Source organism: Sphingopyxis sp. A083 (assembly GCF_001468495.1).
In the GTDB taxonomy this organism is placed as follows: Bacteria; Pseudomonadota; Alphaproteobacteria; order Sphingomonadales; family Sphingomonadaceae; genus Sphingopyxis; species Sphingopyxis terrae.
In genome coordinates, this window is sequence record NZ_LNSK01000002.1 from 291,583 (window position 1) to 303,262 (window position 11,680).

Here is an 11,680-nt window from a genome sequence, read left to right on the forward strand (position 1 = left end):
TTTCTCAGAATTTGACCAAATAAGTAAGAAATCCACGCTATGGCAGGCCAAATAACTATTGTTGTAAAAATAAACTTCGCACTTCCGCCGATAAAAAATAACATAGATAACAATATGCATATTAGGCAAATTATGCTACAGACTGCGATTCCAAATTTCTTAGAAATCAATGACGAAATTAGAGAAGCGATCGATATTACAATGCTATAAATCAATGCCTCACTGGTAAAATATATCATAATACTTACCTCGTGCCAATGGAGGTGCAAGAAACGCCTTCCTCCCTCTCACCAGAGCTGCCATTGAACCCTCCGCCACAGCCGCAGAACGCGACAGGAGCCGGGCCCGGAATGGCTAATGCTCGCCAGGCTGCCATGCCGCCGACCCGTTCGCGGGTTGTGTATCGGCGTGTCGGATTTACTTGCACGTCAACCGCCCCCGATCATTCATGCACAGCGCCTCGATCACCGGGCCTCAGAGCCTGATTCTAAATTATCAGGCGTAATTTCATAGTCTTGCGATACGACGCGTAAAGAGCTGGATCGATGCGATGAAGAGCCATGCGGTTGCGGACGCGATGGTCTGTTCGAAGTCCTTGGCGAGACGCCGGTTTCGGTTGAGCCATGCCAGCGTTCGCTCGACGACCCAGCGCCGGGGCAGCACGACGAAGCCTTTCGCGGTATCGGACCGCTTGACGATTTTGACGGTCCATTTGCCGATCCGGCGCAGCGCGTGGCGCAGCTTGTCCCCGGCATAGGGTCGTAGAGGTCCAAATAGTGTTCAAGCGCGAGCCGGGGGAACTCCACCTCGAGCAGCTCGACCGCCTCAACCCGGTCCATCAGCCTTGGCTCGCGCCGCAGCATAAACTCCGGGCCGAGCCGGCGGATCAGGTCGAGTCCGAACGCGTGGAATGTGCCGGTCCAGATCGCGGAGGCCTGCTCCGGCCGCTTTTTTGCGATCCGCTCGGCCATCTCGCCCGCTGCCTTGTTCGAGTAGGTAAGGACGAGGAGCCTGCGAGGATCCACGCCCTCGTCGATGAGCTGGACGACCCGTGCGGTGAGCGTCTGCGTCTTCCCGGTCCCGGGGCCGGCCTCCAGGATGTAGGGTCCGCCGCGGTGCGCGGCGGCGGCGGCCTGAACAACATTGAGCGGTTTGTCTGTGCTGACCCTTCTGTCTGACTCAATCACTGGAAGCAGGAGCGCATCGAATAGCTGCTGCGCGACTGCGTCGAATGGCGCGTTCATCCGTTCCGCTATCGCGGTGGCGGTCAGTCCTTCCTCAAGGTGAAGACGCCGCACCAGCGCCCGAGGCATGAGAAGCTCGCGGCCGAACAGGTCCATCTGGACTTCGCGGCGTTGGCGCCGCCCGTAGTCCACGACGCGGTCGATGCCGGTCGGCGAAGGTTCAGATGCGCGCGCCGGGTCGACCTCGATCACGGTTGCCTGCCCGTTCGCATCGCCGAGTTCGTGATGGCCGATTTCGTGTGCGATGAGGAACGCTCTTTCAAACGGCGAGCCGACGTTCTCGTGGACGATCAGTGCGTCCTCCGGCACTAGCGTCGCGCGACCGTTGTCGAGGACAGCTGCGCCCGGGTTGGCGGTGTCGACATCGAGTCCGCGATCCTTCGCCACCCCGACGGCGAAAGCGTAAGGGTCGTTTGGATCGAGCCCGCGCGCCACGGCTGCGGCGTGCAGTTCGGCGGCGCGCCTCCGGCCGAGCTCGATCGCGTCCACGCCTTAGTCGCCGTCTGCGAGCAGGCGGGCACGGTCGGCATCGGACACGTTCGCGTCGATCAGCACCTGCTCGAAGGACACCTGCGCGGCCGCGCTAGGCTTCCCGTCGGCCTTGTAGCTTCTCCGGGCCAATAGGGGAGGCTGTCGCATCGCGGCGATCACGTGCGCCTCCGGGATCGCGAGGGCGTCGCTAAGCGTCCGAAGTATTGGACGCGGCGTCCTCGCGGGATCGACTTTGCGCTCCCTCAGACACGTGACGACTTGGCGCGGCACGCCGAGCTTCGCCGCCAGTGCCTTGGCCCGCTCCCCGACGAACGCGTCAAGCGGGTTGCTCCCTTTCGGAAGCTCTGGTCCGGCCGCCTTGTGGACGATCCAGGCTGCGTCGATACGAGACTTGTGGAGGGCGGACAGCGGTTCCTGATCGTCGGCTTCGGGCGTGGCGAGCAATCTCGAGAGGTCGATGAGCTGGAGCGCGAACTGCGGATGTGCCTCGACGTAGCGGGCGAGGACGGCTCCGTCATGGACCTCCTCCATCTGGAACCGGTCCAGCACGTCGGCGAGGGAGGTTGGCGTAGCGCTGATGGTCATTGGTGGTCCCCAGGATTGAACAGAGCGGCGAGTGTCTTGAGCGCGCGCTTCCGGTGATTGCGAACCGATCGATCGGAGCAGCCCAGCGCCTTCGCGATCGTCATGACCGCTGGGTCGTTCGAATGGATCGGCCATCCGAGAAGCAGGAGGTGCACGGTCCTGCTTTGTTCCGGCGGCAGCTGGTCAATCGCAAGATACACGCGATCCCGGAAAAGCGGATCCGAAAAAATGTTCGATTCGAACGGATCGAGCGCCGTGGCGGCCAAGTCGTCGCTCCCGGTTTCGCCGGAGTCCTCGTCTAGCGCGTCGCTCCGGTTCTCCTCGCGCCAGGCTCGCTCCTGCGCGTCGAGGCGCAACCGCTTAACGGCGAGATCGAACCTGACCTCGAAGAAGTCGAGTTTGTCGTCGGGCTGCCTACGGTCCTGCGCGACCATCTCGACGAAGCGGTCGAAGACCGCGTTGCGGATGGTATCGTTAACGAGCGAGGCGGTGTTCCCGCCCGCCTCGGCTCGCGGGACGGCGCGGAGGACCCGCTCGACCAAGACCTTGTAAAGCCGCTCGAACCACGCGTCGGAATTGTCGAGCCGGCTCGCCCGCACGAAGTAGAGGAGGCATTCGCTCGGGATATAGTCTGGGTTCTTGCGATCGCGAATGCGGGCGCGCTCCAGCAGCACGCCGCGCGGAAGTCGCGCAAGCGTGGGCAGGAGCATTTCGACATCCTCGGATCGCAAATACGGGGTGTCGTCCTTTCTGCGCTTGGTGAGCGGAGCGATCAACTCTATCTCCCTGTTCAGAGCGCGAACATACGCGCCTTCACAATGTAATCGCCACGGAAAATGCAACCGGAACGACCCGATCGAATAAATCGACCTGATCGTTCGACGCGGCGTATCCGTGTCGGTCACGTCCAATGGTGCTCCGCGGGCGGATGCATGCTTCAGGGAGTTATGCGCGGGTATCGCGGATCTTTTGCAAGATATTTCAAACGACTTCGCTTCGGCGCTTTCTCTCGCCATGCACGGGTTCGAGGAGATCAGTGCCGCGGGAGCAGGGGCGATGCTTGTCTGGAGGAGGGCACGATAGGTGACAAGCAACGCAGGATCAGCTCTGAGCTATCTGAAGCTCCGGCTGCTCGGTGATTACCCGGTGCTTGTCAGCCCAAGCCAAGTTCAATGTGCCGCGACGCTAAACCATTGAAGATAATGGTGGACGCACTAGGGCTCGAACCTAGGACCCGCTGATTAAGAGTCAGCTGCTCTACCAACTGAGCTATGCGTCCACGTGCCGGTTTTCGGCGGACTTCGCGGCGGCCACAAAGGCTTTGTGCTGCGAAGAGAGCGGCCCGCTATCATGCTCGTTCGGGCATGGCAATGGGCTTCGGCAATATTTTTTCGCAAAAGGCATTTTACCTTGCTTGAGCGGGGCGGGGGATCGGGCATTTGCGTTGAGGGCGTCGGACGGCGGCGGCTCGAAATGTCGGGCATGGGGGAGCGTCAGTGAGTAAAATGGAGGCATCGGACCGCTCGCGCGGCGCCCGAAAGCTTGCGCATTCCAGCAATTTATGGTCTGCCGTCCAGCAAGCGCGGCGATTTTGCATCCGCGGTGGGACTTTGAGGGGCGCATGCAGACGGGACGGCGCTGGCTGACAATAGCCCTGTTGGCGGGCGGGCTTGGGGGCTGCGTTTCGGCGCCAACCGAATATCCGTCCGGGCCGGGCATTCCCGTTCCCGAGCAATGGTCGGTCGAATCGGGAAGCAGTCCGGCCGCCACGGCGTCCTATTGGACGCGGCTGAACGATCCACTGGTCGATTCCTATGTCGCGCGCGCACTGGAGAATAATCGCGATATTGCCCAGTCGGCGGCGCGGCTGGTGCAGGCGCGTGCGGGGGTGCGCGCAGCGCGCGCAGGCTATTTCCCGCAGGTTACGGGCTCCGGGGGCGTGCAGCGCGATGTCGGCGATCTGGCCGACGAGCGGATGCAATATTCGCTCGGCGCCGACGCGCAGTGGGAGGTCGATCTTTTCGGACGGATCGGCGGCAATGTCGCCGCCTCGCGGGCCGATCTTGCCGCCGCCGGCTATGGCCTTGCCGATCTGCAGCGCCTGATCGTGGGGCAGGTGGCGCAGACGACCGTGTCGGCGCGAACGCTCGCGGTGCAACTCGCGATCGCACGCGAGACGCTGACCATTCAGGACGATAATCTCCAGATCGCACGCTGGCGCCGCGAAGCGGGGCTGGTATCGAGCCTCGATGTCGAGCAGGCCGCCGCGCAGCGGGCGCAGACCGCGGCGAGCATTCCGGCGCTGGAACGCGATCTCGCGCAAACGGCGAACAGCATCTCGACCCTGATCGGTGAAGCGCCCGGCCCGGTGCGGACGGCGATCGAGGGCGAAGCAAAGCCAATTCCGGTTCCACCAGACGCGGTGGGGTTCGACGCGCCGGCCGCGGTGCTGCGCCATCGCCCCGACGTCCGCCAGGCCGAAGCGACGCTGCTCGCCGACACAGCGCGCATCGGCGTTGCACGCGCGCAGATGCTGCCGCTGGTCAACCTCACCGGCAACCTCGGCACGGCCTCGTTCGGGATCGGCAATTTGTTCGATGTGATAACCGGGCGGCTGTTTGCGGGGATCAGCCAGCTGATCTTTGACGGCGGCCGCGCGCGCGCGGGTGTCGACGCCGCCAATGCAGCCGCGCAGGCTTCGCTTGCGGCATGGCAAAAGGCGATCCTTGGCGCGCTGGAAGATGTCGAGAGCGCTGCCGCGGCCCAGCGCGCGGCGGGCGAACGCGTGAGTCTTTTCGCAGCAGCGCGCGATGCGGCAAGCAACGCCGCGCTGCTGGCGCGGAGCCAGTATCAGGCGGGGCTGATCGACTTTCAGACTTTGCTGACCGCGGAGAACCAGCTGCTGTCGGCCCGCAACGCGCTGGCGGCGAGCGAGGCCGAGCGCGCCAACGCCTTTATCAGCCTCAACCAGGCGCTCGGCGGCGGTGGGGACGGGACCAATTTCGATCCGGATGCCGGCGTTCGGACACAGGGGATTAGCGAATGACCGATACCGGCACTGCGCCGCAGGAGCTCGACGATTTTCTGGGCGCCAAGCCGCGTCCCAAATGGCGGCGCTGGATGAAATATTGGCTCCCCGCGGCGCTGATACTCGTCATATTGCTGGCGATGGCGACTTGTTCGCGCGGGAAGGGCGAGGCCAAATATATCACCGAGCCGGTGACCGAGAAGTCGCTGACGCTCAGCGTCACGGCGACCGGGAATCTGCGGCCGACCAATCAGGTCGAGGTCGGGTCCGAAGTGTCAGGCAAGATCGATCACATCTATGTCGATGTGAATGATCGCGTCTCCAAGGGGCAGATCCTCGCCCAGATCAACACCGACGTGATCGAGGACCAGATCACCCAGGCCGAGGCCAATCTCAACGCGGCGCGCGCGCAGGTGGCGCAGGCGCAGGCGACGCTTGACGTCGACAAGGCGCAGCTCGCGCGGCTGGAAAATGTGTTCAAGATCTCGGGCGGCAAGGTTCCCTCCGGGGTCGAACTCGATCAGGGCCGCGCGGCGGTGAAGCGCGATACCGCCGCCGTTGCCGCGGCGCAGGCGAATGTCCGCGCGGTTGAGGCGCAATTGTCGTCGGCGGTGACCAACCGCAACCGCGCGGTGATCCGTTCGCCCGTTTCTGGTGTCGTGCTCGCGCGCCAGGTCGAGCCCGGGCAAACTGTCGCGGCAAGCTTCAACACCCCGACCCTCTTCATCATCGCCGAAGATCTGTCCGCGATGCAGCTTCGCGTCGAGATCGATGAAGCCGACGTCGGACAGGTTCAGACCGGACAGAAGGCCGATTTTACGGTCGATGCCTATCCCGGTCGCCGCTTTCCCGCGGTCGTCGAGCGCGTCGATCAGGCGTCGAGCAACACCGCTTCGCAGGCGAGCCAGCAGACGGCCACCGCAACCGCCAATGCGGTCGTCAGCTATGAGGCGAGGCTGGCGGTGGCCAATGGCGACGGGCTGCTGCGTCCGGGGATGACCGCTACGGCGACCATCGCAACGGGCAGCACGGCCAAACAATTGCTGGTTCCGAACGGGGCCTTGCGCTTTCAGCCCGATGCGAAGGAAAAGGAAAAGGCCGGCGTACTCAATCCCGAAATCGGGCTGGAAAAGGATGAACAGCGCGCGACGATCGGCGTGGGCAGCCAGCAGCGCGTCTGGGTGCTTCAGGCCGACGGGACGCTGAAGCCCGTCGATGTGGTGACGGGGCAGAGCGACGGCCGCCTGACCGCAGTGACGGCAAAGGGGCTGCGGCCCGGCATGAAGGTGGTGACTGGCAAGGGGGCGACGGGCCAGTGACGCCCCCCGAGATCCCGTTGATCGAGCTCGAAGGGATAACGAAGACCTTCGGCCGGGGCGAGGCGGCCTTCCAGGCGCTCAAGGGCGTCGACATGCGGATCGAGCGCGGCGATTTCGTCGCGGTGATGGGGCCGTCGGGATCGGGCAAATCGACGACGATGAACATCCTCGGCTGCCTGGATGTCCCGACGAGCGGCGTTTTCCGCTTTCGCGGGGTCGAGGTGCAGGCGCTCGATCGCGATCAGCGCAGCCTGCTGCGGCGGCGATATCTCGGCTTCGTCTTTCAGGGCTTCAATCTCCTTGCCCGCACCAGTGCCGTCGAAAATGTCGAATTGCCGCTGCTCTATCGCGGCGAAAAGAAGAGCGAGCGTCACGCCGCAGCCATGCGCGCGCTCGATCAGGTGGGTCTTGCGCCGTGGGCGGATCACACGCCGGCCGAATTGTCGGGCGGGCAGCAGCAGCGGGTGGCGATCGCGCGCGCGCTCGTCACCCAGCCCGACGTGCTGCTCGCCGACGAGCCCACGGGCAATCTCGATACCGAACGCTCGATCGAGATCATGCAGTTGCTCACGCGCCTGAACGGCGAGGGCATCACGATCCTGATGGTCACGCATGAGGAGGAAATGGCGGCCTTTGCCAACACCATCGTGCGCTTTCGCGACGGGCTGGTCGAACGGGTCGAGCGCGGCCGGCGCACCCGCAGGGAGGAACCCGCCTGATGTTCGGCGCGACGCTCCTGCTCGCCTTTCGGGAGATACGGCGCCATCTGCTGCGTTCGTTCCTGACGACGCTCGGCATCATCATCGGGGTCGCGGCGGTGATCACGATGGTGACGCTCGGCAATGGCGTCACGGCATCGATCAAGGACCAGATATCCTCGCTGGGGTCTAACGTGCTGATCGTCTTTCCCGTGCAGGGCGATCGCGGCAGGCCGCGGCCATTCAAGCAAGCCGATGTCGATGCGGTGAGCAGGCAGATCGCCGGCGTCGTCGATGTGTCGGGCAGCGTGTCGTCCAGCGTCACGGCCTTTCATAACGGGCAGAGCTGGCGGACGACGGTGCAGGGCGTCGGCAATGACTTCCTGCGCGCCCGGTCGGTCGAGGTCGAAAGCGGCCGCGCGTTCACGAACGAGGAGGAAAGCGCGGGCAAGAATATGTGCCTGATCGGGCCCAAGGTCCAAAAGGCGATATTCGTCGCCGGGAGCAGCCCGCTCGGCGAAAATATTCGGTTGAACAATGTGTCCTGCACCGTGATCGGCGTCCTCAAGGAACGCGGCGAGGGCGGCGGTCCCGATCAGGACAGCGACAATGTCGTGATGGTCCCGCTGAAAATGGCGCAGCGCCGGTTCACCGGTAGCGACGACATCCAATATTTCGTGATCAAATATGACAGCGCCTACGCCAGCACCGCCATTCAGGATTCGCTCGTCGGCCTGCTGCGTGAGCGGCGCCTGTTGCAAGGCGCGGCCACCAACGACTTCAACATCGTCGATACCGCGCAGGTCAATCAAGCGCTTGGCGCGGCGACGGGCGCGTTGACCGCGATGGTTGCGGTGATCGCCGGGATCAGCCTGCTTGTCGGCGGAATCGGGATCATGAATATCATGCTTGTCTCGGTCACCGAACGGACGCGCGAGATCGGCATACGTCTCGCCATCGGGGCCCTGGCGCGCGAGGTGCAGCTCCAGTTTCTGACCGAGGCCGTCGTGCTGTGCTGTTTCGGCGGTGCGGTCGGCATCGCCCTCGCTTTCATCCTGTCCTGGGGGATGGCGAGCGCGATCGACGTGCCCTTCATCTTCAATCCGGTCGTCAATGTGATGAGCTTTCTGTTCTCCGCCTTGATGGGGATAACATTCGGCTATTATCCGGCGCGCCGGGCGTCGAAGCTCGATCCGATCGACGCGCTGCGGCACGAATAGGCGGCGCGCGCGGTCGCTGCGTCGCTGCGGTCGTCAGCTCAGCCGGCTGTGCCGCTTCTTGCTGTCATTCTCGATCGCGAGGATGATGCCGATGCAGGTCATGATCGTCAGCATCGACGATCCGCCATAGGAGAAGAGCGGCAACGGGATACCGACGACCGGCGCCAGCCCCATCACCATGCCCAGATTGATGGCGATATAGAAAAAGATCGTCATGGTGAGGCCCGTCGCGGTCAATTGGCCGAAGCGCGTCCGTGCATTGAGTGCGACGCGCGTCGACCAGCGCAGCAGGAAGAAGAAGCCGAGGAGCAGCAACAACCCGCCGACCAGCCCCCATTCCTCCGACATCGTCGCGAAGATGAAGTCGGTATGGCCTTCGGGCAAATAGTCGAGGTGGCTTTGCGACCCGTTGAGGAAGCCCTTGCCGAAAATGCCGCCCGATCCGATCGCAATCTTCGACTGGCTGATATGATAGCCGGCACCGAGCGGGTCGCTTTCGGGGTCGAGGAAGATCAGCACGCGCTTCTGCTGATAGTCGTGCAGCATCGAAAAGAGGATCGGCAGCGCGGCCAGTCCAGCGAGCGCGGCGCTGCCGAACCACCACAGCGGAAGGCCGGAGACGAACATCACGATCGCTGCGCTGGCGCAGATCGCCAGCGCCGTGCCGAGGTCGGGCTGGAGCATCACGAGCGCCGCGGGGATACCGATCATCACCAGCGCGGGCCACAAGGCGTTGAAGGTCCGCGTGCTGCCCGGGGGCAATTGCGCGTAGAAGCGCGCGAGGGCGAGGACGATCGCGACCTTCATCAGTTCCGACGGCTGGAGGTTCATGAAACCCAGATTGAGCCATCGCTGGCTGCCGCCGCCGACAAAGCCGAGCGCCTCGACCGCGAGGAGCAGAAGCGCGACGCCCAGATAGCCGAGGTACGAGAAATCCTCGAAAATGCGGATCGGCATGCGCCCGATTGCGAGCGCGACAAGCAGGAAGACGATGAAGCGCACACCCTGTTGCAGCGCCCAGGGCGTCACGCTGCCGCCAGCGGCCGAATAGAGGACGAGCAGGCCGAAGCCGGTGATCGCCGACAGGAGCGCGATCAGCTTCCAGGGGATGCGCTGAACGGCGGGCGGAACCGGGATCATTGCGCGAGCCCCGGATCGGGGCGCGCGATACCCGCCTTCCATGCGGCATAGTCGCGGTCCATCCGCTCCTTGATCGTGCCGCCCCAGCCCGCCTCGAAGGCGGTCAGTGCCTCCATCGCCTTTTCACGGTCGTAGAGGAAGGTGAAGATGTCCTTGGCAACGGGCGCAGCCGCGCGGCTGCCGCCCATGCCATGTTCGATGATGACCGATGCGGCATAGCGCGGATTTTCAACCGGCGCGAAGCAGATGAACAGGCCGTGATCGCGAAATTTCCACGTGCCGCCCTTGCCGTTGCCGGTGTTGAGGCCGCGAACCTGTGCCGTGCCGGTCTTGCCCGCCATCTGGATACCGTCGAGCGGCAGGCGGCTGCGCCCCGCGGTTCCGCCGGGGGCGTTGACGACGCGGTTCATCCCCTCGCGCGCGGTCGCGAAGGCCTCGGCCGAGAAGGGCAAAGGCTCGTTCGAGAATTGCCGGCTGACGAGGCGCGGGTAGAGCTTGCGGCCCGAAGCGATACGCGACGCCATGACGGCGAGCTGGAGCGGATTCACGCTGACATAGCCTTGGCCGATCACCGCATTCAGCGAATCGGACGCCGACCAGGGTTGGCCGTATTTCTTCATCTTCCACGCGCTGTCGGGGATGGTGCCGTAACGCTGGTTGCTTCCGGCGAGCTGGAATTCCTCGCCCAGCCCCATCATCTTCGCGGTCGGCGCGATGGCGTCATAGCCCAGCCGGTCGGCGACCCAATAGAAATAGCTGTTGCAGCTTTTCATGATCGCGGTCGGCATGTCGACGCTGCCGTGGGTGCCGAGACAGCGGAAGAAACGGTTGCCGAGGCGATAGCCGCCGATGCAGGTGTGGCGCTCGCTCGGGTCCATGCCATGTTCGATCGCGGCGATCGCGGCCATCGGCTTCAGCGTCGATCCCGGCGGGTAGAGGCCGCGGGTCGCCTTGTTGATCAGCGGCTGATGGTCGTCGGCGCGCAGCCAGCCATATTCGGCATTGCTGATCCCGTCCGAAAAGCTGTTCGGATCGAAAGACGGCATCGAGACGAAGGCGAGGATGTCGCCATTGAGGCAGTCGATGACGACCGCCGCCCCTGATTCGGGGCCCATGCGGCGCGCGGCATATTCCTGCAGATCGGCGTCGATGGTCAGGTGGACGGTCTTGCCTTGCGTATCGGGCTGGGTGCTGAGATCGCGCACGACCTTGCCCCGCGCGGTGACTTCGACGCGCTTGGCGCCGGCCTTGCCGCGCAACAGTTCCTCGAAATATTTCTCGAGCCCGTCCTTGCCGGTCTTGAAGCCGGGGGTGATGAAGAGCGGATCCTTGACCTTTTCATATTCCTCGGCGGTCGGGGCGCCGACATAGCCGATCAGGTGGCCGACCGCGGCGCCGGTGGGATAGTTGCGGGCAAAACCGCGCGTCGGGGCAATGCCCGGCAGGTCGGGGAGGCGGACGAGGATCGATGCATATTGCTGCTCGGTCACGTCCTCCGCAACCGCAACCGGCTGGAATCCCGATGCCGCCTTGAGGTCGCGTTCGATGCGCGCCATTGCGTCGCCGTCGAGCTGCAACAGCGTGCGGAGCTGGCCCAGAACCAGTTCCTTGCTGTGCATGCGATCGGGAATGATGTCGATGCGGAGCGACACGCGGTTGTTGGCAAGCGCCTTGCCGTGGCGGTCGACGATCCAGCCGCGGCGCGGGGGGATGAGCGTCAGATTGACGCGGTTGCTTTCGGATTCGAGGACGTAGCGATCATTGTCGATGATCGAGATATAGCCCATCCGCGTCGCGAGCGCGGCGCCCACGGCGATTTGTCCGCCGCCGACGACAAGGGTGCGGCGCGTGAAGGTGAGGCCCCTCCAGGCTTCGGTAATGGGCGGACTTTTCTTGCGGGACATGAAAGCGGAAATTCGTTGGCAATCTGGGGCGAAGGCTAAGGCGGAGGCGG

8 protein-coding genes, 1 tRNA gene and 2 pseudogenes are annotated in these 11,680 nt (G+C 63.9%); 4 read left to right on the forward strand and 7 right to left on the reverse strand.

Annotation, left to right across the window (positions count from 1 at the left end; translation table 11 throughout):
- Window positions 1–507: 507 nt before the first annotated feature.
- From ATE59_RS17740 to ATE59_RS05585, 5 genes and pseudogenes are all read right to left on the reverse strand, one after another.
- Window positions 508–756: pseudogene (locus ATE59_RS17740) on the reverse strand (transposase); the annotation flags it as partial.
- 62 nt (window positions 757–818) lie between these two features.
- Window positions 819–1,733 (reverse strand): annotated as a pseudogene (locus ATE59_RS05570) (UvrD-helicase domain-containing protein); the annotation flags it as partial.
- 3 nt (window positions 1,734–1,736) lie between these two features.
- A complete protein-coding gene (locus ATE59_RS05575; RefSeq protein ID WP_058811515.1) occupies window positions 1,737–2,321 on the reverse strand; it encodes a hypothetical protein in 585 nt (194 codons plus the stop codon).
- Window positions 2,318–3,097: an RNA polymerase sigma factor gene (locus ATE59_RS05580; RefSeq protein ID WP_231737189.1), complete on the reverse strand. Its 780-nt coding sequence runs from the start codon at window positions 3,095–3,097 to the stop codon at window positions 2,318–2,320. The genes ATE59_RS05575 and ATE59_RS05580 overlap by 4 nt, the downstream gene beginning before the upstream one ends.
- A 427-nt stretch (window positions 3,098–3,524) precedes the next feature.
- Window positions 3,525–3,600, reverse strand: a tRNA-Lys gene (locus ATE59_RS05585).
- 342 nt (window positions 3,601–3,942) lie between these two features.
- On the opposite strand from ATE59_RS05585, the gene ATE59_RS05590 reads away from it, so the two are divergent.
- Genes ATE59_RS05590 through ATE59_RS05605 form a run of 4 tightly spaced genes read left to right on the forward strand, consistent with a single transcriptional unit; the run spans window position 3,943 to window position 8,586 of the window.
- The gene (locus ATE59_RS05590; RefSeq protein WP_058811516.1) at window positions 3,943–5,367 is read left to right on the forward strand and encodes an efflux transporter outer membrane subunit; all 1,425 of its coding nucleotides are present in this window, start codon (window positions 3,943–3,945) and stop codon (window positions 5,365–5,367) included.
- Window positions 5,364–6,668, forward strand: coding sequence for an efflux RND transporter periplasmic adaptor subunit (locus ATE59_RS05595; protein WP_058811517.1), 1,305 nt, complete (start codon window positions 5,364–5,366; stop codon window positions 6,666–6,668). The genes ATE59_RS05590 and ATE59_RS05595 overlap by 4 nt, the downstream gene beginning before the upstream one ends.
- Window positions 6,665–7,387, forward strand: coding sequence for an ABC transporter ATP-binding protein (locus ATE59_RS05600; protein ID WP_058811518.1), 723 nt, complete (start codon window positions 6,665–6,667; stop codon window positions 7,385–7,387). The genes ATE59_RS05595 and ATE59_RS05600 overlap by 4 nt, the downstream gene beginning before the upstream one ends.
- Window positions 7,387–8,586, forward strand: coding sequence for an ABC transporter permease (locus ATE59_RS05605; RefSeq protein WP_058811519.1), 1,200 nt, complete (start codon window positions 7,387–7,389; stop codon window positions 8,584–8,586). Before ATE59_RS05600 ends, ATE59_RS05605 begins: the two co-directional genes overlap by 1 nt.
- A 33-nt stretch (window positions 8,587–8,619) precedes the next feature.
- Here the strand turns inward: ATE59_RS05605 and rodA are convergent, their stop codons facing one another.
- Both rodA and mrdA read right to left on the reverse strand, forming a co-directional pair.
- On the reverse strand, window positions 8,620–9,726 hold the full coding sequence (gene rodA / locus ATE59_RS05610; RefSeq protein WP_003043754.1) for a rod shape-determining protein RodA: 1,107 nt from the start codon (window positions 9,724–9,726) through the stop codon (window positions 8,620–8,622).
- On the reverse strand, window positions 9,723–11,630 hold the full coding sequence (mrdA, locus tag ATE59_RS05615; RefSeq protein ID WP_003043752.1) for a penicillin-binding protein 2: 1,908 nt from the start codon (window positions 11,628–11,630) through the stop codon (window positions 9,723–9,725). The genes rodA and mrdA overlap by 4 nt, the downstream gene beginning before the upstream one ends.
- Window positions 11,631–11,680 lie beyond the last annotated feature (50 nt).

Coding starts and splice junctions, on each gene's coding strand:
- ATE59_RS05575 (WP_058811515.1), bottom strand. CDS start 2,321: ATGACCATCAGCGCTACGCCAACCTCCCTCGCCGACGTGCTGGACCGG.
- ATE59_RS05590 (WP_058811516.1), top strand. CDS start 3,943: ATGCAGACGGGACGGCGCTGGCTGACAATAGCCCTGTTGGCGGGCGGG.
- ATE59_RS05595 (WP_058811517.1), top strand. CDS start 5,364: ATGACCGATACCGGCACTGCGCCGCAGGAGCTCGACGATTTTCTGGGC.
- ATE59_RS05605 (WP_058811519.1), top strand. CDS start 7,387: ATGTTCGGCGCGACGCTCCTGCTCGCCTTTCGGGAGATACGGCGCCAT.
- rodA (WP_003043754.1), bottom strand. CDS start 9,726: ATGATCCCGGTTCCGCCCGCCGTTCAGCGCATCCCCTGGAAGCTGATC.
- mrdA (WP_003043752.1), bottom strand. CDS start 11,630: ATGTCCCGCAAGAAAAGTCCGCCCATTACCGAAGCCTGGAGGGGCCTC.